This window comes from Amycolatopsis australiensis (genome assembly GCF_900119165.1).
In the GTDB taxonomy this organism is placed as follows: Bacteria; Actinomycetota; Actinomycetes; order Mycobacteriales; family Pseudonocardiaceae; genus Amycolatopsis; species Amycolatopsis australiensis.
Genome location: NZ_FPJG01000006.1, coordinates 135,743 through 160,513, shown reverse-complemented (window position 1 = coordinate 160,513; position 24,771 = coordinate 135,743). Strand labels below are relative to the sequence as shown.

22 protein-coding genes and 1 pseudogene are annotated in these 24,771 nt (G+C 72.1%); 11 read left to right on the top strand and 12 right to left on the bottom strand.

Features of this window, described 5'->3' with window-relative positions; all coding sequences use genetic code 11:
• The first annotated feature begins 42 nt into the window (after positions 1–42).
• From BT341_RS01775 to BT341_RS01750, 6 genes are all read left to right on the top strand, one after another.
• The gene (locus tag BT341_RS01775) at positions 43–1,578 is read left to right on the top strand and encodes an NAD(P)-binding domain-containing protein (RefSeq protein WP_072474599.1); all 1,536 of its coding nucleotides are present in this window, start codon (positions 43–45) and stop codon (positions 1,576–1,578) included.
• Positions 1,578–2,648 (top strand): alpha-hydroxy acid oxidase, encoded by a 1,071-nt coding sequence (locus tag BT341_RS01770; protein WP_072474598.1) that lies wholly within the window; start codon positions 1,578–1,580, stop codon positions 2,646–2,648. The genes BT341_RS01775 and BT341_RS01770 overlap by 1 nt, the downstream gene beginning before the upstream one ends.
• Positions 2,645–3,910 (top strand): cytochrome P450 family protein, encoded by a 1,266-nt coding sequence (locus tag BT341_RS01765; protein WP_072474597.1) that lies wholly within the window; start codon positions 2,645–2,647, stop codon positions 3,908–3,910. The genes BT341_RS01770 and BT341_RS01765 overlap by 4 nt, the downstream gene beginning before the upstream one ends.
• A complete protein-coding gene (locus BT341_RS01760) occupies positions 3,907–5,187 on the top strand; it encodes a cation:proton antiporter (RefSeq protein WP_072474596.1) in 1,281 nt (426 codons plus the stop codon). The genes BT341_RS01765 and BT341_RS01760 overlap by 4 nt, the downstream gene beginning before the upstream one ends.
• Before the next feature lie 64 nt (positions 5,188–5,251).
• Complete coding sequence (locus BT341_RS01755; RefSeq protein ID WP_072474595.1) at positions 5,252–5,899, top strand: response regulator transcription factor; 648 nt, start codon at positions 5,252–5,254, stop codon at positions 5,897–5,899.
• On the top strand, positions 5,896–7,107 hold the full coding sequence (locus BT341_RS01750) for a sensor histidine kinase (RefSeq protein WP_072474594.1): 1,212 nt from the start codon (positions 5,896–5,898) through the stop codon (positions 7,105–7,107). Before BT341_RS01755 ends, BT341_RS01750 begins: the two co-directional genes overlap by 4 nt.
• A 49-nt stretch (positions 7,108–7,156) precedes the next feature.
• Here BT341_RS01750 and hisS read toward each other — a convergent pair whose 3' ends face one another.
• The 8 genes from hisS to BT341_RS01710 form a co-directional block, all read right to left on the bottom strand.
• Positions 7,157–8,443 carry a histidine--tRNA ligase gene (gene hisS, locus BT341_RS01745; RefSeq protein ID WP_072474593.1) on the bottom strand — a complete coding sequence of 429 codons (1,287 nt, stop codon included), beginning with the start codon at positions 8,441–8,443 and terminating at the stop codon, positions 7,157–7,159.
• A gap of 23 nt (positions 8,444–8,466) precedes the next feature.
• Positions 8,467–8,856: a hypothetical protein gene (locus BT341_RS01740; RefSeq protein ID WP_072474592.1), complete on the bottom strand. Its 390-nt coding sequence runs from the start codon at positions 8,854–8,856 to the stop codon at positions 8,467–8,469.
• A gap of 86 nt (positions 8,857–8,942) precedes the next feature.
• Positions 8,943–10,109 carry an amidohydrolase family protein gene (locus tag BT341_RS01735; protein ID WP_072474591.1) on the bottom strand — a complete coding sequence of 389 codons (1,167 nt, stop codon included), beginning with the start codon at positions 10,107–10,109 and terminating at the stop codon, positions 8,943–8,945.
• The gene (locus BT341_RS01730; protein ID WP_072474590.1) at positions 10,097–11,239 is read right to left on the bottom strand and encodes an MAB_1171c family putative transporter; all 1,143 of its coding nucleotides are present in this window, start codon (positions 11,237–11,239) and stop codon (positions 10,097–10,099) included. Before BT341_RS01730 ends, BT341_RS01735 begins: the two co-directional genes overlap by 13 nt.
• Positions 11,236–11,757, bottom strand: coding sequence for a hypothetical protein (locus tag BT341_RS01725; protein ID WP_072474589.1), 522 nt, complete (start codon positions 11,755–11,757; stop codon positions 11,236–11,238). Before BT341_RS01725 ends, BT341_RS01730 begins: the two co-directional genes overlap by 4 nt.
• Positions 11,754–12,158, bottom strand: a complete 405-nt coding sequence (locus BT341_RS01720) for a helix-turn-helix domain-containing protein (protein ID WP_072474588.1) — start codon at positions 12,156–12,158, stop codon at positions 11,754–11,756. The genes BT341_RS01725 and BT341_RS01720 overlap by 4 nt, the downstream gene beginning before the upstream one ends.
• Before the next feature lie 312 nt (positions 12,159–12,470).
• Positions 12,471–12,923 (bottom strand): flavodoxin family protein, encoded by a 453-nt coding sequence (locus BT341_RS01715; protein ID WP_072474587.1) that lies wholly within the window; start codon positions 12,921–12,923, stop codon positions 12,471–12,473.
• Entirely contained in the window at positions 12,923–14,557 is a 1,635-nt protein-coding gene (locus BT341_RS01710; RefSeq protein WP_072474586.1) for a phospho-sugar mutase, read from the bottom strand. The genes BT341_RS01715 and BT341_RS01710 overlap by 1 nt, the downstream gene beginning before the upstream one ends.
• Before the next feature lie 30 nt (positions 14,558–14,587).
• Here BT341_RS01710 and BT341_RS01705 point away from each other — a divergent pair, with 30 nt between their 5' ends.
• Entirely contained in the window at positions 14,588–15,748 is a 1,161-nt protein-coding gene (locus tag BT341_RS01705) for a glycosyltransferase (protein WP_072474585.1), read from the top strand.
• A gap of 92 nt (positions 15,749–15,840) precedes the next feature.
• On the opposite strand, the gene BT341_RS01700 is transcribed toward BT341_RS01705, so the two are convergent.
• Genes BT341_RS01700 through BT341_RS01690 form a run of 3 tightly spaced genes read right to left on the bottom strand, consistent with a single transcriptional unit; the run spans position 15,841 to position 17,974 of the window.
• Complete coding sequence (locus BT341_RS01700) at positions 15,841–16,620, bottom strand: purine-nucleoside phosphorylase (protein WP_072474584.1); 780 nt, start codon at positions 16,618–16,620, stop codon at positions 15,841–15,843.
• Positions 16,617–17,036 carry an ABA4-like family protein gene (locus BT341_RS01695; protein ID WP_072481733.1) on the bottom strand — a complete coding sequence of 140 codons (420 nt, stop codon included), beginning with the start codon at positions 17,034–17,036 and terminating at the stop codon, positions 16,617–16,619. Before BT341_RS01695 ends, BT341_RS01700 begins: the two co-directional genes overlap by 4 nt.
• On the bottom strand, positions 17,033–17,974 hold the full coding sequence (locus tag BT341_RS01690; protein WP_072474583.1) for a hypothetical protein: 942 nt from the start codon (positions 17,972–17,974) through the stop codon (positions 17,033–17,035). Before BT341_RS01690 ends, BT341_RS01695 begins: the two co-directional genes overlap by 4 nt.
• A gap of 113 nt (positions 17,975–18,087) precedes the next feature.
• On the opposite strand from BT341_RS01690, the gene BT341_RS01685 reads away from it, so the two are divergent.
• Both BT341_RS01685 and BT341_RS46245 read left to right on the top strand, forming a co-directional pair.
• Positions 18,088–18,720: a MerR family transcriptional regulator gene (locus BT341_RS01685; RefSeq protein ID WP_072481732.1), complete on the top strand. Its 633-nt coding sequence runs from the start codon at positions 18,088–18,090 to the stop codon at positions 18,718–18,720.
• A gap of 1 nt (position 18,721) precedes the next feature.
• Positions 18,722–18,911 (top strand): annotated as a pseudogene (locus tag BT341_RS46245) (IS481 family transposase); the annotation flags it as partial.
• 8 nt (positions 18,912–18,919) lie between these two features.
• Here BT341_RS46245 and BT341_RS01680 read toward each other — a convergent pair.
• Entirely contained in the window at positions 18,920–20,644 is a 1,725-nt protein-coding gene (locus tag BT341_RS01680; RefSeq protein ID WP_072474582.1) for a serine/threonine-protein kinase, read from the bottom strand.
• A 124-nt stretch (positions 20,645–20,768) separates the two neighbouring features.
• On the opposite strand from BT341_RS01680, the gene BT341_RS01675 reads away from it, so the two are divergent.
• Together BT341_RS01675 and scpA are read left to right on the top strand one after the other, a co-directional pair.
• Positions 20,769–22,604 (top strand): methylmalonyl-CoA mutase family protein, encoded by a 1,836-nt coding sequence (locus BT341_RS01675; RefSeq protein WP_177328718.1) that lies wholly within the window; start codon positions 20,769–20,771, stop codon positions 22,602–22,604.
• A complete protein-coding gene (gene scpA / locus BT341_RS01670) occupies positions 22,601–24,769 on the top strand; it encodes a methylmalonyl-CoA mutase (RefSeq protein ID WP_072474580.1) in 2,169 nt (722 codons plus the stop codon). Before BT341_RS01675 ends, scpA begins: the two co-directional genes overlap by 4 nt.
• Positions 24,770–24,771: the final 2 nt, after the last annotated feature.

The window sequence follows — 24,771 nt, the reverse complement described above, 5'->3', positions numbered from 1 at the left end:
TCGGCGCCGATCAACTTCGGTGCCGAGCCTCAGGAGGTCGTCGTGGCGGAGGAAGTGCTCGATTATCTGGTCGTCGGCGCGGGGCCGGCCGGGTTGCAGCTGGGGCAGCACCTCGGCCACGCCGGGCACCGGTACCTCGTGCTGGAGGCCGGGTCCGCGCCCGGCCACTTCTTCGAGACGTTCCCGCGGCACCGGACCCTCATCTCCATCAACAAGAAGCACACCGGGTACGCCGACCCGGAGCTGCGCATGCGGATGGACTGGAACTCGATCCTCGCCGACGGCGACGATGACCAGCTGGTCTTCACCGACTACAGCGACAAGCTCTTCCCGGACGCACCGGACTTCCTGCGCTACGTCGCCGACTACGCGAAGAAGCACAAGGTCGACGTCCGCTACGACACTCGCGTGACGCGCATCCGCCGCGAAGCAGGAAGTTTCGTCCTCACCGCCGGTGACCCGGAATTCCGGGCGCACCGGCTGATCATGGCCACCGGCGTGACCAAGCCGTACATCCCGCGGTTCCCCGGCGTCGAGCTGATCGACCAGTACGTCGACGTCAGCGTGGACCCGGACGAGTTCACCGGCCAGCGGGTTCTCGTGCTCGGCAAGGGCAACTCCGCCTTCGAGACGGCCGACAACCTGATCGAGAAGGCCGCTGTCGTGCACGTCGGCGGCCCGCGGCCGGTGAAGCTGGCGTGGCGCACGCACTTCGTCGGCCACCTCCGCGCTTACAACGCGGGCATCCTCGACATGTACCAGCTGAAGCTGCAGCACGCGATCCTCGACGGCGAAGTCCGCGAAATCCGCAAGGACGCCGACGGCTACCACGTCAAGTTCGCCTTCGCGCGAGCCGATGAGGTCATCAAGGAGATCCGCTACGACCGCGTGATCGGTTGCACCGGCTTCCGCTTCGACGCCTCAATGTTCGACGAAGACTGCCGCCCGCGGCTGACCATCAACGACCGCTTCCCGGCGCAGACACCCGACTGGGAGTCCGTCAACGTGCCCGGCCTGTACTTCGCGGGCACGATCACGCAGGTCCGCGACTTCAAGAAGGCCACCAGCGCGTTCATCCACGGCTTTCGCTACGGCGTCCGCGCGCTGGCCAAGGTGCTGAACGAGCGGTACCACGACACGCCGTGGCCGGCCACCGAGCTGCCCGCGAAGCCGGACGCGCTGACCGACGCCGTGATCACCCGGATCAACCGGACTTCCGCGCTGTACCAGCAGTTCGGCTTCCTCGGTGACGTCCTGGTCGTCGACGGCGACACCGCCCGCTACCTCGAAGAGGTGCCGGTGGACCGGGTCCTCGAAAACCCGCCGGAGGACGCCTACGTCGTCACGCTGGACTACGGCCCGGACCACGACAAGGTCGACCCGTTCGACTTCGTCGCCCGTGCCGCCCAGGACAAGGCGAACGACCACGGCGAAGGCCACTACCTCCACCCGATCGTGCGGCACTACCGCCGCGGCGAGCTGGTCGCCACCCACCACGTCACCGAGAACCTCGAGAACGAGTGGGACCAGGAGGTCCACATCGGACCGCTGGCCGCGTTCTTCACGCGGGAGCTGTGATGCGGACGGTCGCGGAGTTCGAGGCGGCGGCCCGGCAGCGCCTCGACCCGGTGCACTACGACTACTTCGCGGGCGGCGCACAGGACGAAATCACCGTGCGCGACAACGAAGAAGCCTTCAAACGCCTCCGGCTGCTGCCCCGGGTACTGCGCGGCAGCGACAAGCGCGACCTCTCGATCCGGTTGCTCGGGACGCCGTCTTCGATGCCGATCCTGCTCGCGCCGACGGCGTTCCACCGGCTCGCGCACGCCGACGGCGAACTGGCCACGGCTCGCGCGGCGGCGCGGGCGGGCACGATCATGATCGTCAGCATGGCCGCCACCACGGCGATCGAGGACATCGCCGCGGCGGCCCGCGAGGTCGTGCCGGACCCGGGTCTGTGGTTCCAGCTGTACCTGCAGCCCGACCTGGAGTTCACCGAGGCGATCGTGCGCCGCGCGGAAGCGGCCGGTGTCAAGGCGTTCGTCGTCACGGTCGATTCGCCCGTGCTCGGCCGCCGCGAGCGCGACGACCGCAACGACTTCCACGACCTGCCGCCGGGTCTGGCCGTGGAGAACCTGCGCAACCTGGGGGAAAACCGGAGTGGCGGCAACGCCAGCCATGTCCGGGAGATCGTCATGTCGGCTGGGCTGAACTGGGACCACATCGGGTGGCTGCGCGCGAAGACCAAGCTGCCGGTGCTGGTCAAGGGCGTGCTCCACCCCGAAGACGCGCGCCTGGCGGTGCACCACGGCGTCGCCGGGATCGTCGTGTCCAACCACGGCGGCCGCCAGCTCGACACCGTGCCCGCCACGATCGACGTGCTGCCGGAGATCGCGGCCGCGGTCGGCGGCGCGATCCCCGTGCTGCTCGACGGCGGGATCCGCCGCGGCACCGACGTCGTCAAGGCGCTGGCCCTCGGCGCGGACGCGGTCGGCGTCGGCCGCCCGGTGGTGTGGGGCCTGGCCGCGGCCGGGCGCGAAGGCGTCACGCAGGTCCTGAACCTGCTGCGGGACGACTTCGACCAGGCCCTCGCGATGTGCGGCGGCCGGCACCCGGCCGACCTCACCCCGGACCAGGTGCGGCGATGATCGGCAAGGTGCTGGCCGCGGCCGCCGTGGCGACCGCGCCCGCGTGGCTGCCACACCGGGTCGTGGCGCTGCGGATGAAGATCTTCGCGCTGGTCAACGGCCAGGACACGCTGACCGTCCCCGGCGAGCGGGTCGGTGCCGCGGACTTCAAGCGCGTCTACGCCGACCCGGCCGCGAACGGCCGCAGCCGCGGTGCCGCGCTGTCGGACCTGTTCTGGTACTGGCTCGCGCCCGGCCCGCAGGTGCACCAGGAGCACCTGGAAGCCGGGCCGCGCTACGACGAGGTCGCCAAGTGCACCCGGCACATCCTCGTCCGGTCCAAACAGGACTCGGAGGAGCTGACCCGGCGGGTGGCAGCGCGCGTCCTCGACGGCGTCCGGCCCGGGCTGGTCCGGCTGCGCGACGAGATGATGCCGATCTGGGCGGAGCTGTACTACGAGCTGGTGTTCGACGAGCCGTGCCCGCCCGAGGCCCGCGACCTCATCGTCGGGCACGCCGACGACGTCGTCTCGGCGCTCAAATGCGTGCGGCCGCGGAACATGCGCCGCCGGGCCCGCCTGACGCGGTACCTGCGCCGGCGGCTTACCGACGTCCCGCACCCGCTGCCGCCCTCCCTGACCCCGGATGAGCAGGCGTACTACCTGCAGGGGACGTTCTTCAACACCGCTGTCGTGCAGATGTCCGAAGCGATGGCGCACCTGCTGATGATCATCGCCCAACGGCCGGACGTCCAGGCGCGCCTCGTCGAGCACCCGGACGACGACGCCTACCTGGCCCGCGTGATCGACGACGGACTGCGCGCGTACCCGCTGTTCGGCATCGCGCACCGGATCTCCACCGCCGACATCGAGCTGGAGCACCTGACCATCCCGGCGGGCACGGTGCTGTGCTTCAGCTACCCGGACTTCGCGGCGCAGGCGGCGAAGGCGGACTTCATCCCGTTCGGCGTCGCGCAGAACCGCGCCTGCCCGGCCCGCGGGATCGCCCCGGTGACCATGCGGATCGTGACGCGCGAGGTGCTGCGGCGGTTCAGCCTCGCCTCGACGGCCGGTCACACGCGCTCGATCCCCAACCGCGGTCCCGCACTGCTCACCCCGCGTGGCGCCCGCCGGAACCGCGCGCCGCTGGCGTGGCTCGCGGTCCGCGACCGCTGGGAGGACGTCTGGCGCAGCCTCGCCCAGCTCGTCTTCGGCACGTACATGGTTCTCGACGCCCGTCGCCAGGCCCTCTGCACCACCTACTTCGCCGGAGGTAACCGATGAGCCCGTCCGAAGCGGCGCCGATGTTCTTCCTCGCCGTGGTGGTGATCCTCGTGGTCGTGCGGGTGGTCTGCATGATCGCGGTCAAGCTGGGCCAGCCGCCGGTGGTCGGGGAGATGGTCGCGGGCGTGCTGCTCGGCCCGTCGCTGTTCGGGCTGCTGCTGCCGCACGTGCAGGCGGCGCTGTTCCCGGACGGGATCCGCTCGCTGCTCTACGTCGGCGGCCAGATCGGCCTGGTCATCTACATGTTCGGCGCGGGCTACGAGTTCAACCTCGGGAGCATCGCGCGGTCGCGGAAGTCGGTCGCCGCGATCTCGTCGGCCGGGACGCTGGTGCCGCTGGCACTCGGCGTCGGCGTCGCGGTCGCCGGGACGTCGTGGGTCGGCATCGGCAAGGAAGGCGTCTCGCCGGTGACCTCGGCCGCGTTCGTCGGGGTGGCGGTGGCGATCACCGCGTTCCCGATGATGGTCCGGATCATCACCGAACGCGGGATCGCGTCGACGAAGTTCGGCTCGCTGGCGCTGGCCTGCGGCGCGCTCGACGACGTGCTCGCGTGGCTGCTGCTGGCGGTCGTGCTCGGCATGCACGCCGGGTCGGCCGGTCCGGTCGCCCTCGCGCTGGGCGGCGGCGTGCTCTTCGCGCTGGCCGTGTTCGTCGTCGGCCGGCGCCTGCTGAGCCGGATGATCGGCAGCGAGCGGGTGAGCGTCGACCAGCGGGTGCTGATCACCGCGCTGACGCTGTTCGCGGCCGCCTGGTTCACCGACACGATCGGGCTGTACGCGGTGTTCGGCGCGTTCACCGTCGGCGTGGCGTTCCCGCGCGGCGCGGCCTCCGACGCGGTGCTCGCCAAGCTGATGCCGATCGGGCGAATCGTGTTCGTCCCGCTCTTCTTCACCTACTCGGGCCTGAACACGCGGTTCGCGCTGCTGGCCGATCCGAAGCTGCTCGCCTTCGCGCTGGTGACGGTGGTGGTCGCGATCGCCGGCAAGCTGGGCGCTTCGTGGGGTGCCGCCCGGCTGGCCGGCGAGCCGCCGGAGATCGCGACGCGGGTCGGCGTGCTGGTCAACGCGCGGGGGCTGATGCAGCTGATCGCGCTGAACATCGGGCTCGCCGCCGGGATCGTCTCGTCGGCGTTGTTCACGGTGCTGGTGCTGGTCGCGCTCGTCACCACGATCATGACCGCGCCGATCCTGACCCTGCTCGACCGGCGCGATGCCCGCCGGGGGAGCAGCGCGGTACTCCTGACGGCGGAACCGGTGCCGGCCACCGGGAAAAGTTGATAGTTCAAATTCGGAAAATCACTGCCAGTATGGGTTCGTGCGCGATGGGGCAACGAAACCGCGGGTGCTCTTGGTCGAAGACGACCGCGAACTGGCGGGCATGCTCGCGGAGCTGCTCACCGGCGAAGGCTACGAAGCCGAGGCGGCCCACGACGGCCAGCGGGGGCTGCACCTCGGGCTCACCGGGCGGTACGACGTGATGATCATCGACCGCCGTCTCCCGGTGCTGGACGGGCTGGAGCTGCTCCGGCGGCTGCGGGCCCGCGCGGTGACCACGCGCGTGCTGGTGCTCTCGGCGCTGGGCGAGCTGGCCGACCGCGTCGGCGGGCTCGACGCCGGTGCCGACGACTACCTCGTCAAGCCGTTCGAGGCCGAGGAGCTGCTGGCCCGGCTGCGGGCGCTGGGCCGCCGTGACCTCGAGGGCGCGCAATGCCTCCCGCTCGGCGCGGCCGCCCTGGACCTGCAACGGCGCGAGGTCGTCCTGCCGCGCGGGGAGCGGATCACGCTGTCCGGGCGCGAGTTCGAGCTGCTGCGGACGCTGGCCCAGCGGCCCAAGGCGATCCACCCGCGCGCCGCGTTGCGCACGCGCGTGTTCGCCGACTCGACCGGTGAGTCCATTGTGGACACCTACGTGTACTACCTGCGGCGCAAGCTCGGCCGCGACGTCGTCCGGACCGTGCACGGCCTCGGCTACCAGATCGGCGCGGTGTGAAGGCCCGCGGCGACCCCGAAGAGCGGGCCCTGCGGCGGGCGCGGTGGGCGATCACCGCGCAGATCGCCGTGGTCGTGTCGCTGCTGGTGGCCGTCGCGGGCGCGGTCGCCTACGGGATGCTGCTGTCCGGGCAGCACGCCGACGCCGACCGGACGCTGGCCCGGACGATCCAGCTCGGTCCCGCGACGATCCCGCCGGGCTGCGTCTGGCTGTTCACGCCGGGCACGCACACGCCGGCGGGCCCGGTGCCGCCCGGGATGCCGCTGCCGTCGCTGGACGCCGCGGTGCCCTCGCCCGGTGACGTCCACACGGAACGGCGGTCGCTCGAAGGGATGACGTACACGATCCGCGTGGAGAACCGTGACGGCGTCGTCTCGCAGGCGTTCTTCGAGGAGCGCTACCAGATCCAGGACCGGTCGTCGCTGGTGTTCGGGCTCGGCGTCGCCGAGGTGCTCGCGCTGCTGGCGGCCGTGCTGTGCGGGCGGGTGCTGGCGTGCCGGGCGATTCGCCCGCTGGCCGACGCGCTGCGGCGGCAGCGGACGTTCGTCGCCGACGCTTCCCACGAACTGCGCGCGCCGCTGACCAGGCTGCACACGCGGGCGCAGCTGCTGGCCCGACGCGCGTCCGGCCGTGACGCCGAGGACCTCGATCACCTGGTACGCGGCACGCGGGAGCTCGGCGAGGTCGTCGAGGACCTGCTGTTGTCGGCGCAGGCGTGCGGCGAACGGCCGTCGCTGGAGCCGGTGGAGCTCGGGACGCTGGCGGAGGAGGCGGTCGCGGCGGAGGCGGTCCGCGCGGGCGAGAGCCAGGTGCGGCTGGCGGTGACCCGCGAGCGGCGGCCGTACGTGGTCCAGGGAGTGCCGACGGCGTTGCGCCGGGTGCTGTCGGCGTTGCTGGACAACGCACTCGGCCACACGCCGCCGGGCGGCTCGATCGAGGTGTGGCTGGGTGTGCCCGACGACCGGCACGTGGAGTTGCGCGTCCGCGACACGGGTGTCGGCTTCCCGGCGGCGGACGCGGACCGCGTCTTCGAGCGGTTCGCCCGCGGCTCGGACGGCGACGGCCGCCGGTTCGGCCTCGGCCTGGCACTGGTCCGCGAGGTGGTGACGGGCCACGGCGGCACGATCGCGGCGGCGAGCAAGCCGGGGGCGGGAGCGACGTTCACCCTGAGGTTGCTCCGCGCCGACCCGGCCGGACAGCACGCGTGATCAGGCAGGCGTCGCGCGGCCGGAGGGCAGCACGCGCGATACCGCTGTGTCACAGCAACGCCGCGACCGCCGCGGGCGCTTCCGCGACCGGGACCGGGTTCTGCTCCCGCGTCGCCAGGCTGCGGACGGTCACGTTCCCCGCCGCCCAGTCCTCCTGGCCGACGATCACCACCGCCACCGCGCCCGCCTTGTCCGCGCGGGTCAGCTCCTTGCCGAGCTTGCGGTGCTCGATCGGGGTCGACGTCCGCAGCCCGGCGGCGCGCAGCGAGCCCGCCACGGAACGGGCCGCGTCGAAGAGGTCCTCGGTCACCGGGATCACCATCACGTCGACCTCGCTGCGCGGGGCCGGGGTCAGGCCGTGCGTGCCGAGGAAGTCCATCAGCGTCACGTCGCCCATGCCGAACCCGATACCCGGGATCTGCTGCGGCGTGAACATCGAAGCCAGGTCGCTGTAGCGGCCGCCGCCGAACAGGGCACGGCGGTTCTCCGGTGAGGTGTCGAAGACCTCGAACACCGTCGACGTGTAGTACGCCAGCCCGCGCACGATCATCGGCTCGTACTTCACCAGCGAACCCGCGCTGCTGTTCAGCACGCGGACCAGGTTCGACTGCTCCCGGACCTCGGACGGCAGCTCGTCGAGCAGCGCCTCGCCGGCGCCGAGCGTCTCGGCCAGCTTCTCGAACTGCTTGTCCGACAGCCCGATCTCCGCCGCGCTCTCGGCCAGTTTCTCGCGCGGGTACTTCTCCCAGCGGTCGACCAGCGCGAATACCTGGGACAGGTGGTCCTCGGAGACGCCGGCGACGTCGGTGAGCGCCGACGTCAGCAGGTTCCGGTCGTTGACGCGCAGCACGAACATGTCCGGCGTCGCGCCCAGCGCGGCCATCATGTCGTGCACCAGCTCGAAGATCTCGATCTCGCAGTTGGCGCTGTCCGAGCCGAAGATGTCCGCGTTGATCTGCCAGTGCTCGCGCACGCGGCCGCGCTGCGGCGCCTCGTACCGGTGGCAGTTCGGGTGGCTGTACCAGCGGACCGGGAACGACAGCGACTTGGCGCTCCCGGCGATCATCCGCGCCACCGACGGCGTCATCTCCGGGCGCAGCGCGAGCCGTCGCCCGCCCTTGTCGGTCAGCGTGTACAGCTGCTTGTCCGCGATCTCCTGGCCGGACTTGCGCTCGTAGATCTCGGCCGACTCGAGGATCGGGCCGTCGTAGCGGAGGAAGCCGCGGCGCTCCAGGACGTCGTAGAGATGACCGAACACCTGGGTACGCACGGACATTTCGGCGGGCAGGAAGTCCCGGGTCCCCTTGTAGGGCGCGGTCGGCAGGTATTCAGGCACGTCACCAGCTTAACGACCGGCGCTCAGGCGAAGGCGACCCCGTACGCGGTGAGCAGCGTGGCCGCGGCCAGCAGCACCGCACCGACGGACGTGACGCGCCCGCCGAGCGACCCCTTGCCCGGGATCAGGTGGACGAAGAATCCACCCGATTGAGCGAGGATGCCGAACAGCAGCAGGAAGCAGGCGATCCACTGCGTGGTGTCCGAGAGGGTCGTGCGGCTGAGGATCTGCAGCGCGACCAGGGCGAGGACCAGCAGGACGCCGGCGTGGGCGTGGCCGGCGCGGAACATCGCGCGCTGGTGCTCGGTGAGCTTGCGGTCGCGCATGACGCCCATCAGCGCGTAACCGCCGTACATCACGGTCGGCAGCGAGACCAGGGCGATCACCGTGAACAGCTGGGTCGGTCCGTGCATCGGAGGACTCCTTCGGGTCGGGGTGGCGCTACAGTAACACTGTTTTAAAACAGCGTCACCAAAGTCGGCATTCCCCGGCCGGGTAACTACGCCTCGCGGCCCTGGGCCAGCACGAGGAGCGGGTTCCGCAGGGCGGACAGCGACGCCAGCGGATCGCCTTCGACCACGAGGACGTCCGCCGTGAGCCCGGCCTCGAGCCGTCCGGTCACCGAACCCAGGCCGAGGCCCGCGGCGCTGTCCTCGGTGGCGATCTCCAGGATCCGCCGCCGCGGGAAGCCGAGCCATTCGTACAGCTCCAGCGCCCCCACCGGGTCGTCGAACACCGACCCCGGCAGGCCCGCGTCCGTGCCGGACAGCAGCCGCACCCCGTGTTCCTCGAGCCACGGCAGGCGCCCGTACATCGCCTGCGCCACCTCGTCGCCGAGCTTCTCGACGATCACCCGCCAGTTGCGGCTGCTCGTCGAGCAGGCCGAGATCCCGTCGGCCGCCATCTTCGCCGCCACGGCGTCGCGGCGGTCGGACGAGCGTGGCCCGGTCAGGAAGCTGCAGTGCTCGACCGTCGACACGCCGGCCTCGACCGCTGCCTCGATCGCGTCGGCGCCGTGCGCGTGCGCCGCCACCGGCAGGCCGTGGGTGGCCGCGTGTGCGACGACCAGCGAAAGCTGCCGCGCGTCGAACTGCGACTCCCACATGTCGGCGCCGCCTTCGGTGATCTGGCCGCCGCTGGCCATCACCTTGATCACGTCGGCGCCCGCCGCCGCGTTGGCGTCGATCAGCGCCCGGATCTCGTCGTCGGACGACACCTCGCCGCCGAAGAAGTGGCAGTGCCCGCCGGGCACGGTGATCGGCGGCCCGGACACCAGCAGCCGCGGCGCGACCTCGCCCGCGAAGGACCGGCGGACCGCCGCGCCGAGGTGCCCGCGGTCGCCGAGGTCCCGCACGGTCGTCACGCCGCTGCGCAGCATCGACGTCAGCCGCGAGCGCGCGCCCTCCAGCAGGTCGTCGCTCTCGGAGAAGTGCGCCAGCATCTCGCGGGACGCGTCGAAGGCCAGGTGCACGTGGACGTTGAACAGTCCCGCCAGCGCGGTTCCGGTCGGGAAGTCGTGCCGGACGGCGTCCGGCCCGGCCTGCGCGACGACGTCCGCGCGCGGCCCGGCCGCCACGATCACGCCGTCACGCACGAGCACGGCGCCGTCCTCGACCGGCGCCGACGGCCGCGGCAGCACCCGGCCGGCGGTGATCACGGTGTCCACGTGACTCCCCGTTCTCCCAGTGCGGCCGACAGCGCGAGCAGCGGCCGGACGTCCGATTCGATGTCGTCCGCCGGGGCGGGCAGGACCTGCTTGGCGTGCCCGTCACTGGGCTCGGCCGCCGCGTGCCGCGCCAGCGCCGCCTGCAGCGCGGCGGCCGCGGCGGCGGGATCGGCGGCGACCAGCTCGCCGAAGTCCGCGTCCAGGTACGGCGAAAGCTGCACCAGCCCGTCGCGGATCTCGATCACCCGGCGGTAGTAGACGCGGTGGACGCTGCGCGGGGAAAGCCGTTCGCCGCGCCGCCGCGGCGGCGTCCGCAGCACGATGCTGGGGAACGCCCGCACCAGGACCGTCCACAAGGGAGCCAGCTCGTGGTGCTCGCGGCGGTGCCGCCTGCGCCGGCGCAGCGCGGCGATCCGCGCCCGCACCCCGGGGTAGGTGACGCCGGCGAGGAACAGCGTCCCGCCGACGATCACGAACGGCACCCCGAGCAGCAGCAGGACCTTCACGACCGGGCCGAACACCCACGCCACCACGATGTACAACGCGCGGAAGACGCTGCCCGCGGCCGCGCTGGCCAGGCCGACCGCGCTCAGCCGCAGCCCGATCCGCAGGTTCCGGTCCGCCACCCGCTGGTACCGCACGATCCACGTGGTGCAGGCGACGAGCCCGTAGATGAGGTAGAGGCCGGCCCCGAGGTAGAACACGGCGACGCCGGTGTCGTGGATCGTCGCCGGTCCCAGCGGGAGCCCGCGCAGTGGCGCCGGCGTCACGCCCATCGCGACGATCATCAGGGCGATCGCCGCGGCCAGCGGCACCAGCTCCGCCGCCACCCGGCGGTGGCGGCGGGGGCCCAGCGCCGAGCCGAGGAAGAAGATCACCAGCGCGCACACGCCGCACGCCAGCAGCGCGTTGTTGGCCACCCGGGCCGCGCCGCGGCCGAAGACCGCGTCGACCTCGTCGGAAACCACCTGCTGCTGCAGCAGGAACGCCGCGGCGAACCCGGCCACGCACGCGGTGACCGCCCAGTTCGGCAGCGTCGGCGCACGCGTCACCTGGTAGAGCCGCCACGCCAGAGCGGCGGCGAACAGCACCAACGCGACAACGTTCACCGGGCTGAAAAGCGTGCTCACAACCACCCTTGGTGATCGCCGAGCGCCCCCTGGATCCGGCGGAGATCCCGGTCCGCAGCGCGCCGCGGGATCGTGTAGTTCAGGACCGACGCCCACTCGAGGATGATGGTGGCGACGGTCTCGGCTTCCCACTCGTGCGCGTCATCGTAGGACGTGCGCCGCAGGGCGCGGTGCACGGCGTCCGGGTCGAGGCCGGGCGCGGGCCCGCGGAGGAAGTCGGCGGGCTCGGCGTCGCCGTGCGGGTGGTGGTCGGCCAGCATGTGCCCGAGCTCGTGCAGGATGATGTGGTCCTGGTGGGATTTCGTCGTTTCGGCCTGGTAGAAGATGTAGTCGGCCGACGACGTCGCGATCCAGCAGCCGAACGGGCCCGGCACCTCCAGCGGGTAGGCCATCAGCCGGATGGGCCTGCCGCGCTGTTCGCCCAGCCGCGTGCACAGCACGCCGACGTCGAGCGGCGGCCCGATGTCGAGCTGCTTCAGCAGCTTGCGGCAGCGGCGGCGCAGCTCCCGTTCCTTCATCGCGCGGCGTCCTCGGGGTTGCGGCCCTCGCGTTCGGCCCGCTCGTAGCGCTCCACCAGCTCCAGCAGGTCCATCACCTGCCGCCGTCCCTGCGGCGAGAGCTCCTGCGCCCGCATCGCCATCAGCTGCGCTTCCCCGGCCGGGACCGCGGCCACCTCTTCGTCGAAGAAGTACGTGACCGGCACGCCGAACAGCTTCGCCAGCGCCTCGACGTAGTGGATCTTCGGGTTGACGCGCTTGCCCGTCGCGAGCTGCTGCAGGTAGGCGGGCGACATCGCCGGCCCGCCCGCCCGCTCGATGGCGGCCGAGATCTCCCGGTAGCTGTGCGGCGCGCGGCCGTCGACCCGAGCTGCCTCGATCAGGGCGCTCAGGCGCTCGGCGAAGGTGCGTTCCCGTGCCATACCCGTCCCCTAGGTTTCCGCCGTGAAAATTCTAGCCGGGAAACCACTGTACGCACATGTTGACAGCTAACGTATGCAGTGGTTTACAGTTGGCACGCCTCTCGTCTTGCTCTCCGTACCCTGGGGGTGTACGGAACCGCAAGACGAGAGGCGCCCGCGTCTTCGACTCGTCATGATCGCACCGTCTGTAGTACGCTTCTCCTGCCAAGGTCGAACGCCCTCGTGGCGATCCCTTGACCAACGGCCTGTCGCCGGAGGTCGACCCCCAGGGCTTCCGGTGACAGGCCCCCTTCTTTTCCCGGACCGGCAAAGTCAGGCCGGCAAGGTCGCCGCGAGCGTGCCGCCCAGCTCGGTGCACGCGTCCAGGGTCTTCCTGTCCGGTTCGCCCGTCGTGACCACCGGGGCCGCCGCCTGCGTCCAGGCCAGGCCCGTGGTGATGGCCAGCAGCTGCCGCTCGGTCCCGGACGTGTCGCTGTTGCCGTGGATCCAGTAGCCGAACGGCCGCCCGCGGGTCGCGTCGAGGCACGGGTAGTAGATGGTGTCGAAGAAATGCTTCAGCGCGCCGCTCATGCTGCCCAGGTTCGCCGGCGTGCCCAGCAGGTAGCCGTCGGCGGCGAGGACGTCGGAGACGGTCGCGGCCAGCGCCGCCCGGCGGACCACCTCGACCCCCTCGATGTCCGGGTGGGTCGCGCCGGCCAGCACCGCCTCGAACAACGCCTGCGTCGACGGCGAAGGCGTGTGGTGCACGATCAGCAGCCGCGGCATCAGGCGAGCAGCTCCTCGACGTTCTGCCGCAACGCGCTCAGCCGAGCCTGCGCCGCCGCGCGCGCGTCCGCCAGCGAATCCGTGACGGGCGCCACGACCTGCAGGTACGCCTTCAGCTTCGGCTCGGTCCCGGACGGCCGCACGACCACGCGGACGCCTTCGCCGGTCAGGCGCAGCACGTCGGCGTCGGGCAGCAGGTCCGTCAGCGTCACGGCGACCCCGCCCAGCTCGGCCGGCGGCGTCTCCCGCACCTTCGCCATCAGCTGCCCGCGGACGGCGAGATCCGTGACCCGCAGCGAAACCTGGTCGGTCAGGTGGACGCCGTGGCGCCGCGCCAGCTCGTCCAGCACGTCGAGCGGCGTGCGGCCCTCCGCCTTGAGCCGCGCGGTGTACCCGGCGGCCAGCGTGGCGGCGGCGATGCCGTCCTTGTCCCGCACGAAACCCGGGTTGACGCAGAGGCCGAGCGCTTCTTCGTAGGCGAACACGAGTCCTTCGCCGGCGCGGACCAGCCACTTGAACCCGGTCAGCGTCTCGGCGTAGCGGGCGCCTTCGGCCTTCGCGATCTCGCCGAGCATGGACGACGAGACGATCGTCGTCGCGACCAGCGGGTCCGGCAGCACCGTGCGATCCACTGTGGACAAGACGTACGCGCCGAGCAGGACGCCGGTTTCGTCGCCGCGCAGCATCCGCCACCGCCCGTCCCGCTCCCGCACGCCCAGCGCGCAGCGGTCGGCGTCCGGGTCGAGCGCGATGGCCAGGTCGGCGTCCACTTCGGACGCCAGCGCCAGCAGCAGGTCCGTCGCGCCCGGCTCCTCCGGGTTCGGGAACGCCACGGTCGGGAACTCCGGGTCCGGCGTTTCCTGCGCGGCCACCAGGTGCAGGTCGGTGAACCCGGCCCGCTCGAACGCGGCGCGCAGCGTTTCGGCACCGACGCCGTGCAGCGCCGTCGCCGCGACGCGCACCGTGCGCTCGGAACCCATCGGCAGCGTCGCGACCTCGTCGAGGTAGCGGTCCAGCAGGTCGACGACCTCGGCGCCGGGCGCCCGCGGGACGCTCACCGCGGCGGGCGCGGCCTGGATGGCCCGCTCGATCTCGCCGTCCGACGGCGGCACGATCTGCCCGCCGGTGGCGTCGTAGAGCTTGTAGCCGTTGTCGGCGGGCGGGTTGTGCGACGCGGTGATCTGGATGCCGGCCACCGCCCCGAGCCGTCCGACGGCGAAGGCGAGCACCGGCGTCGGCAACGGGCGGCCGAACACCTTGACGTCGAAACCCGCCGCGGTGAGCACCTCGGCGGCCACGGTGGCGAAGGCTTCCGAGCCGTGCCGCGCGTCGCGGCCGATCACGACCAGCGCCCCCGCGTGCCCGTGCGCCTTCAGCCATTCCGCCACCCCGGCGGTGGTGCGCGTGACGACGGCGACGTTCATCCCGTTCGGCCCGGCCCGCACCGGCCCGCGCAGGCCGGCGGTGCCGAACTCCAGCGGCCCGGCCATCCGGTCCGCCAGCTCGCCGGCCGCCGCGGCGTCGCCGCCCATCGCGTTCGCCAGGACTTCCTGCAGTTCGGTGCGGGTGTGCTCGTCCGGGTCGTCGGCGATCCAGCGGTAGGCGGCGTCACGCAGGGTGGAGTTCAGTGTCACCGGGCCAGCCTACGGGCTAGGGTCGGGGGAGTGCGCTTGCTCTTCACCTCACTGGGGTCCTTCGGTCACACGTTCCCGCTCGTCCCGCTGGCGGTCGCCGCGCGCGACGCGGGCCACGACGTCGTCTTCGCCACTTCGGAAGACTTCCTGCCACAGCTGACGAAAGCCGGGCTCGAGACCGCGGCCGCCGGGCTCGCCATCTCGCAGGCCTTCGGCCAGGCGTTCGCCGAGTCGGGGCCGCCCGGGCCGCGGCGCCCGCCGGGCGAGATCCCGCCGGAGGTGCTCGGGCCGATCGTCGCGAAGGTGTTCGGCGAACTCATGCCGGAGCGGTTCTTCGCCGACCTGCTGCCGCTGTTCGAACACGTCCGGCCCGACCTGGTCGTGAGCGAGGCGGGCAACTCGGGTGGCACGTTCGCCGCGATGAAGGCCGGGATCCCGGCAGTGGCCCACGGGTTCGGGCGCGTGTCGACCGGCGACCCGATGGTGACGCGGATCCGCGACGCGATCCGCGCGCACGGCGCGTCGCTGGGCATCCACGTCGGCGAGGACCTGGCGTTCGCCGGGCCGTTCATCGACATCTGCCCGGAGTCGGTGCAGGACCCGGACTTCCTGGCGCGGACGCGCCGGGTCCCGCTGCGGCCGGTCGGCTGGAGCGAGCCCGGTGAGCTGCCGCCGGGTGTGCTGGAGCGGTCGCGGCCGCTGGTCTACCTGACGCTCGGCACGGCGATGGGCCACGCTGGCGTCCTCGGCGCGGCGATCACCGGTCTGTCCGGTTTGGACGTCGACGTCCTGGTCGCGACGGGCCCGACGGTCGACCCGGCGGTGCTGGGCGAGGTGCCCGCGAACGTCCGGCTCGAGGCGTGGGTCCCGCAGTCGGAGCTGCTGCCGCACGTCGACCTCGTGGTCCACCACGGCGGCAGCGGCACGACGCTCGGCGCGTTCGGCGCGGGCCTGCCGCAGCTGCTCCTGCCGCAGGGCGCGGACCAGTTCAGCAACGCGGACGCGGTGCTGGCGGCCGGAGTCGGCGACCGCCTGCTGGCCGCGGAGGTCACGGCCGAAGCCGTCGCCGAAAAGGCCCGCACGCTGCTGACGGACACGTCGGTCCGCGACGCGGCCCGCACGCTGGCCGCCGAAGTGGCCGCCATGCCGTCCCCGGCCGAAGTGGCGGCCCAGCTCCCGACCCTGGCCTGACCGCGCCCCAATGTGGCCTTGGTTGCGTCAGACGCACCCAAGGCGGCCTTCGGTGCGTCTGACGCACCGAAGGCCGCCTTGGGGCGCTCGGGTCAGGCGCGGGTGACCAGCTCGCGCAGCAGGGAGCCCATCTTGGTCGCCGCCGCGCGGCCCGCTTCCAGGACTTCTTCGTGGTTCAGCGGCTCGCCCGTCATGCCCGCGGCGAGGTTCGTCACCAGCGACAGGCCGAACACCTCGACCCCGGCCGCGCGGGCCGCGATCGCCTCCAGGACCGTCGACATGCCGACCAGGTCCGCGCCCAGCGTGCGCAGCATCCGGATCTCGGCCGGCGTCTCGAAGTGCGGCCCCACCAACCCGGCGTAGACGCCCTCCTCCAGCGACGGGTCGATTTCGCGGGCGATGTCCCGCAGCCGCTTCGAGTACAGGTCCGTCAGGTCGACGAAGTTCGCGCCGACGATCGGCGAGCGCGCGGTCAGGTTGAGGTGGTCGGAGATCAGCACCGGCTGCCCCACCTGGAACCCTTCGCGCAGCCCGCCCGCCGCGTTCGTCAGCAGCACCGACCGGACGCCGGCCGCCGCCGCGGTGCGCACGTTGTGCACCACCTGGTCGACGCCCTTGCCCTCGTAGAAGTGCGTCCGCCCCAGCATCACCAGGACGTTCTTGTCGCCGATCTTCAGCGAGCGGATGGTGCCGCCGTGCCCCACCGCGCCGGGCGTGGTGAAGCCGGGCAGCTCGGCGAACGGGATCTCCGTCTCGCACTCCCCGATGACGTCCGCCGCCGGGCGCCAGCCCGAGCCAAGGACCACCGCGATGTCGTGCGCGTCAACGCCGGTGCGCTTGGCGATGGCGCTCGCGGCCTCGTGTTCACTCATGCCGCCGAGCGTATCCGGACGCTCCGGACCACCAGGAACACGACCAGCCCGAACGGGGAGAGGAAGATCGTCAGCACCAGGACCGGGCTCACGATCCACGGCGAAATCCCGCGTGACCGGCCTTCGAAGTACATCCACCGGGCGATGAACAGGTCGAACGCGATGAGGTGCGCCCAGACGAGCCCGGCGCCCCACGGCGTGGCCAGCAGCGTCTGCAGCACGCCGAGGTCGGGCCGGAGCATCGCCGGCCCCCACTCGCCGAAGTGCGGCAGCACGAGTGCGAAGTAGCAGGCCAGCGGCAGCAGCGGCACCCACGGCGACGCCATGATCCGCGGCGTCCACCGCCACGCCGGCGCCAGGATCATCAGCGTCCAGAACGGCGCCGCCAGCGGGAACGCGAGACCGAACAGCGTCATCGGGTGCGCACCGCCGCCCACGAGCCCAGCCCGGTGGCCGCGACGAGCGCCGCGGCCGCGCCCAGCGTCGCCGCGTCCGGGTGCACGATCGACTGCGCACGCAGCGCCTGCCAGGTGACCAGCGCGGTCAGGCCCGCGTACGCGGCCGCGCCGATCAGCACGAGCCGCGCGCGCACGACGCCGTCACGCAGCCGCGGGAAACGCCCGGCCAGGGCCAGGAGCCCGATCGCCAGCAGCGGCAGCACCTGCAGCGCGTGCATCCCGACGAAGTGCGGGATCCGCAGGTCGCCGCCGGCCGTGCTCCAGCCGAGGATCGGCAGGCCGGGGCCGCCGTCCGCGAGCCCGACGGTGTGCGCGCCGATCATGTCCGGCTGCCCGCCTGCCTTCCACTGCGCGCGCTGCTGCGCGGTCGGGCTGGTCATCAGGATGCCCAGCGAGATCCCCACGAGCGACAGCACGGCGCCGGCGCGCACGGCCCAGAAGCTCGCCCGGTCCGCCACCTCGGTGAACATCACCAGCACGGTCAGCACGAGCGTCGCCACCCACAGGCCCATGATCATCTTGCCCATGACGTTGTAGATCCCGGCGTCCAGCGGCGTCGCGTTGTTGAAGTGGCTCGCCCGCCCGCGTGCCGCCTGGAACACCAGCAGGACGTACTCCGCGGCGAAGATCAGCACGAGGAAGTTCGTCAGCAGGCCCGCTGTGCGGCGGAACCGCGGCAGCAGCGAGACGAGCCAGCTCCACGTGGCGAAGTAGAGCGCGCCGGACACGGCGAACTTGAACGGCTTGGCCCAGATCGGCGCGCCACCGAGGGTCCGGTGGTCGACGAGCAGCGCGGCGACGCACAGCACCGCCACCACGCCGAGGGTGACGGCCGCGAACGCGGACGGCCGGTGCCACCCGCGCGTTCTGTTCCGGACGTCGGCAAGGATGGTCATGGTTCCTCCCAGAATGGATAGTCAAGCTCTCCGTTATGGGAAGCTAAACTATCCATGCTGAGGAGTCTTCAGGGTTGCCCCGGAGGCCGACCCTGGGATCGGAGCGGATGCGCATGCGGATGGCCGAACTGAGCGCCGAGTCGGGGGTGCCGGTCGCGACCGTCAAGTACTACCTGCGCGAAGGACTGCTGCCGCCGGGGGAGCGGACGAGCCCGAACCAGGCCCGCTACTCCGCGGCCCACGTCCAGCGGCTGCGGTTGATCAAGGCGCTCACCGAGGTCGGCGGCCTGCCACTGGCCTCGGTCGGCGCCGTCCTCGCGGCGATCGACGGCGGCGAGACCCCGCACGAGACGATGGGCGTCGTCCAGCAGGAGCTCGCGGGCGACCCCCCGAAGGTGTCGGAAGAGGCCGCGGAGTGGGCATCGGAGCTGCTGCGGGACCTCGCCCGCCGTCACGGCTGGAAGTGGCACCCGGAGGAGAACCGGACGGTCGGCAACCTGGTCGCCGCGCTGGCCACGGCGAAGGAGCTCGGCCACGAGAAGCTGGCCGAACGCCTCGACGAGTACTTCGTGCTGGCCCTGCGGGTCGCGGAGCTCGACGTCGAGGTGGTGACCGGGCTGACGTCGTTCGACAAGATCATCGAGGCCGGCCTGATCGCCACGGTGCTGGGCGACCGGATCTTCACCGGCCTGCGTCACGTCGCCCAGGAGTTCGCCTCCCGTGAGCTGCTGGACCGGGCGCCCTAGTTTCCAGGTGTCGGTCTTCACCACCGCCCGATGGGCCGCTCGCTACTGCGACCAGGGTGAACAGGGATGCTCGACGGTCCAGCCGGCCGCGGACCAGCGCAGGGCGGACGCCGACGTGGACCGAGCGGCGGGTCATCAAGGCCCGGCTCGCCCGCCGCTGGGGGCCGGCTCGCATCGGCTACCTCCCCGGGCAGTACACCTAGTCCGTGACGCTCAGCGTGCGGGCGATGGGGTCGAAGACGTCCGCCTTGGCCGCGTTCTCCTGCTCGGCGGGCGCGGTGACCGAGAGGATCCACAGGCTGGTGCCCGCCCTGACCAGGTTCGCGAACGTGACGCGGGTGCCGCCGGCGCCGTCGCCCGGGTGCTGGCTGCCGCCTTCGGCCATGCGGTAGACCAGCGTCGTGCCCTTGCCGTCCGGCAGCGGCTGCGGCGGGAACAGCTCCAGCGCGTTGCCGGAGTTGGACTGCTTCAGCCAGGCGATGTACTCGTCGTCGTTGGGGAACTGGCCGAAGTACTTCGCCAGCCGCTCCAGCCGCAGCGACCGGCGCCCGTCCGGCGAGACGTACTGGACGGCCAGGCTGACCCCGAACTTCGTGTTGTGCGTGGCGGAGAACTTCTGCCAGCCCTCCGGCACGTCGAGGGCGAACTGCCCGCCGTCGCCGGTCGCGTAGCTGCCGTCGCCGGTCTGGCGCACCAGCACCGGCGCGGGCAGCTCGGTGGGCCCGTTCGACGTGGCCGCCGGCTCGCCGCCCGGGGGCAGCAGCGGCTGCCCGCCGACCGTCCTGGCCAGCGCGAACCCGCCGCCCGCGGCCAGCAGGAAGAGCAGGATCGCCACCGCGACGAGCACGGCCGTGGCCCGCGCGGTCCGCCGTCCCGGCCCGGGCGGCGGCGGCACGAACACCGTCGGCGGGTCGGTCGCGGGCGAGGGGGGCGGGCGCAGGAACGGCAGCGGGCCCGGGTCGGCGGCCAGCTCGCTGCTCGACCCCTCGGCCTGCTTCTCCGCCTTCGACGGCTTCTCCGGCAGGACGGTCTTGATCACCTGCGTGTCGGTCGCGTCCGGCTGCGCGGACGTCTTCTTCCCGTCCGGGGTGCGGAACAGTTCGGGCCCGAAGAGGTCCAGCGGCGTCTTCGTCTGCAGCGGGTACAGCCGGTGCCGGACGTCCCGCAGCGTGATCCGCTCGCCCGGCTCCTTCTTCATCAGCGCGGTGATGACGTCGGCCAGCGGCCCGTCCTTCGGCTCGGGCACCTTGCCGTTGACGACCTTGCCGACGGTTTCCAGCGGGTCGCCGTCGGCGTCGTACGGCGGCGCGCCCTCGACCGCGGCGAACAGCGTCGCGCCGAGGCCCCAGAGGTCCGCGGCCGGCGTGACGGCGCCGCCGGAGGCGACCTCCGGCGCGATGTAGGCGGGCGAGCCCAGCATGATCCCGGTGCGGGTCATGGTCGCCTCGGAGACGTTGCGGGCGATGCCGAAGTCCGTGAGCTTGATCCGGCCGTCGCTGGCCACCAGGACGTTGCCCGGCTTGACGTCGCGGTGGGTGATGCCGGCGGCATGCGCGGCCTCCAGCGCGGAGGCCACCGCGATGCCGACCGCGGCGGCCTGCTCGACGGTCAGCGGCCCGTGGTCGCGCAGGATGTGCGCGAGGCTGCGCGAAGGCAGCAGCTCCATGACCACGAACGGCTGGTCGTCCTCGCGGGCGACGTCGTGCAGGATGATCACGTTCGGGTGGGACAGCACGGCGATCGCGCGGGCTTCGCGCAGCGTCCGCTCCCGCAGCTCGTCCGCCTGCGACGCCGGGATGCCCGGCGGCACCTTCATCTCCTTGACGGCCACCTGCCGGTGCAGGAACTCGTCGTAGGCCGACCAGACGGTGCCCATGGACCCGGAGCCGAGCACCGAACGCAGCCGGTAGCGACCGGCGACCACTCGTGTCTCTTCGCTGGATGGGGGCACGTCCCCAATTGTGGCGTACCCGATCGACCCTTATCCGCATAGGGGCGCGACTAGAGTCACAGGTCGGACGCGGCCCGTGCCTCTACCATCACTGGGTATGACTGAAGTGGCCGGTCCGGAGTCAGCGCCGATCTCCGAACTCGACCTGGCGGCCGAGTTCCCGCAGGCGACGCGCGAGCAGTGGCAGGAGCTCGTCGCCGGTGTCCTGCGCAAGAGCGGCAAGCTGCCCGAAGACTTCCAGGGTGCCCCGGAGAGCAAGCTCGTCACGCGGACCTACGACGGCATCGAGATCCAGCCCCTGTACACGGCCGAAGACGTGCCGTGGGACAGCGGCTTCCCCGGCGTGCCGCCGTACGTGCGCGGCGCCCGGGCGGAAGGCCACGTCAGCACCGGCTGGGACGTCCGGGCCCGCTTCGCCGGCGACGACGCCCGCGCGGTCAACAAGGCGATCCTCGCCGACCTCGAAGGCGGCGTGACGTCGATCTGGCTGGCCGTCCCGCCCGCGTCGGTCGCCGACGCGCTCAACGAGGTCTACCTCGACCTGGCCCCGGTCGTCCTCGACGCGGGGGCCGACTACGAAGAAGCGGCTTCGGAACTGCTGACGCTGTTCGACGAGCGGGAGATCCCGGCGAGCGAGGCCACCGCCGTGCTCGGCGCCGACCCGATCGGGCTGGCGGCGCGCACCGGCTCGGCCGCCGACCTCGGACCGGCCGCCGCGCTCGCCGCGCGTGTCGCCGGGAAGTACCCGAAGGTGCGCACGGTCGTCGCCGACGGCCTGCCGTTCCACGAAGCCGGCGGGTCGGACGCGCAGGAGCTGGGCGCGCTGATCGCGGCCGGTGTCGCCTACCTGCGGGCGCTGACGGACGCGGGGCTCGACGTCGAGGCCGCGGCCGCCCAGCTGGAGTTCCGGCTCGCCGCGACCGCCGACCAGTTCTCCACCATCGCGAAGCTGCGCGCGGCCCGCCGGCTCTGGGCCCGGGTCGCCGAGGTCTGCGGGTTCTCCTCGCCGATGCGCCAGCACGCGGTGACGTCGCCCGCGATGCTGACCCGGCGCGACCCGTGGGTGAACATGCTGCGCACGACGGTCGCCTGCTTCGGCGCGGGTGTCGGCGACGCGGACGCGATCACGGTGCTGCCGTTCGACGCGGCGATCGGCAAGCCCGACGCGTTCTCGGCGCGGATCGCCCGCAACACCCACGCCGTGCTGCTGGAGGAGTCCAAGCTGGCCGGCGTGGTCGACCCGGCCGGCGGCTCCTGGTACGTCGAGAAGCTCACCGACGACCTCGCGCACGCCGCGTGGGCCGAGTTCACCGCCATCGAGGGCGCGGGTGGCCTGGTCGCCGAGCTTTCGTCCGGCGCGCTGGCGTCCCGGCTGGCCGCCACCTGGGAGAAGCGCGCGAAGCGGATCGCCACCCGGCGAGACCCGCTCACCGGCGTCAGCGAGTTCCCCGACCTGGCCGAGAAGCCGGTGGTCCGCGAGCCCGTCGAGTCCACTATGGAGGGCGGCCTGCCGCGGCACCGGTACGCCGAAGGCTTCGAAGCGCTGCGCGACGCTTCGGACGCGTACCTCGCTTCGCACGGCTCGCGGCCCAAGATCTTCCTCGCCACCCTCGGGCCGGTCGCCGCGCACACCGCGCGGGCCGGCTTCGCCGCGAACCTGTTCCAGGCCGGCGGCATCGAGGCCGTCAACCCGGGCGCGACCGACGACCTGCCCGGCGCCTTCCGCGCGAGCGGGGCGCGGATCGCCTGTATCTGCGGTACCGACGAGGCCTACTCCGCGCAGGCGGCCGACGTCGCCGCGTCCCTCGGCGCCGAGTACGTCCTGCTCGCGGGCAAGGGCGAGTACGACGGCATCGACGAGAACGTCTTCGCCGGGTGCGACGCCCTCGAAGTCCTCAACGGCCTGCACGCCAAGCTGGGAGTTGCGCGATGACCATCCCGAACTTCGCCGGCGTCGAACTCGGCACGCCCGCCACCGGCGACCGCGGCACGTGGGCGCGCGCGGTGGAGAACGCCACCGGCAAGGGCCCGGACGCGCTGGCCTGGGAGACGCCCGAGGGCATCGGCGTCAAGCCCGTCTACACCGCCGCCGACCTGTCCGATGTGGACTTCCTGCACACCTACCCCGGCATCGCGCCGTTCCTGCGCGGGCCGTACCCGACGATGTACGTCAACCAGCCGTGGACCATCCGCCAGTACGCCGGGTTCTCCACCGCCGAGGAGTCCAACGCCTTCTACCGGCGCAACCTCGCCGCCGGGCAGAAGGGGCTTTCGGTCGCCTTCGACCTGGCCACCCACCGCGGCTACGACTCCGATCACCCGCGCGTCTCCGGCGACGTCGGCATGGCGGGTGTCGCCATCGACTCGATCTACGACATGCGCCAGCTCTTCGACGGCATCCCGCTGGACAAGATGTCGGTGTCCATGACGATGAACGGCGCGGTGCTGCCGGTGCTCGCCCTCTACGTCGTCGCGGCCGAGGAGCAGGGGGTGAAGCCGGAGCAGCTCGCGGGGACCATCCAGAACGACATCCTCAAGGAGTTCATGGTCCGCAACACCTACATCTACCCGCCGCAGCCGTCGATGCGGATCATCTCCGACATCTTCGCCTTCACTTCGCAGCACATGCCGAAGTACAACTCGATCTCCATCTCCGGCTACCACATGCAGGAAGCCGGGGCGACCGCCGACCTGGAGCTGGCGTACACGCTCGCGGACGGCGTCGAGTACATCCGATCGGGTGTCGACGCCGGGCTGAGCGTCGACAAGTTCGCCCCGCGGCTGTCGTTCTTCTGGGCGATCGGCATGAACTTCTTCATGGAGGTCGCGAAGCTGCGCGCGGCGCGTCTCCTGTGGGCGAAGCTGGTGAAGGGCTTCAACCCGCAGTCGTCGAAGTCGCTTTCGCTGCGTACGCACTCCCAGACGTCGGGCTGGTCGCTGACCGCGCAGGACGTCTACAACAACGTCGTCCGCACCTGCGTCGAGGCGATGGCCGCCACTCAGGGGCACACGCAGTCGCTGCACACCAACGCCCTCGACGAGGCCCTCGCCCTCCCGACCGACTTCTCCGCGCGGATCGCCCGCAACACGCAGCTGCTGCTGCAGCAGGAATCAGGCACCACGCGCGTGATCGACCCGTGGGGCGGCAGCGCGTTCGTCGAGAAGCTGACCTACGACCTCGCGCGCAAGGCGTGGGGCCACATCACCGAAGTCGAGCAGGCCGGCGGCATGGCCAAGGCGATCGACGCGGGCATCCCCAAGCTGCGCATCGAGGAAGCCGCCGCGCGCACCCAGGCGCGCATCGACTCCGGCCGCCAGCCGGTCATCGGCGTCAACAAGTACCAGGTCACCGACGACATCGAGATCGAAGTGCTGAAGGTCGACAACGCCGGCGTCCGCGCCCAGCAGCTGGAAAAGCTGCGGCGGCTGCGCGCCGAGCGGGATCCGGCCGCGACCGAGGACGCCCTGCGGCGGCTCACCGAAGGCGCCCAGAACGGCGGCAACCTCCTGGAGCTGGCCATCGACGCGGCCCGCGCGAAGGCCACGGTCGGCGAGATCTCCGACGCGCTCGAGAAGGTCTGGGGCCGGCACTCCGGCCAGATTCGGACCATCTCGGGGGTGTACCGGGAAGAGGTGGGGAAGACGCAGAACGTCGAGAAGGCCCGTGCGCTGGTCGAGGAGTTCGCCGCGGAGGAGGGCCGGCGACCCCGGATCCTCGTCGCGAAGATGGGCCAGGACGGCCACGACCGCGGCCAGAAGGTGATCGCCACCGGCTTCGCCGACCTCGGCTTCGACGTCGACGTCGGCCCGCTGTTCTCCACCCCGGCCGAGGTCGCCCGCCAGGCGATCGAGGCGGACGTGCACGTCGTCGGCGTCTCGTCGCTGGCCGCCGGCCACCTGTCGCTGGTGCCGGCGCTGCGCCACGAGCTGGCCGAGCTGGGCCGCGAGGACATCATGGTGGTCGTCGGCGGCGTCATCCCGCCGCAGGACTACCCGGCGCTGCGCGAGGCCGGGGCGGCGGCCATCTTCGGACCCGGCACGGTGCTCGCGGACGCGGCCATCGACCTGCTCGGCCAGCTGTCGGCGCGGGAGTCCTGACC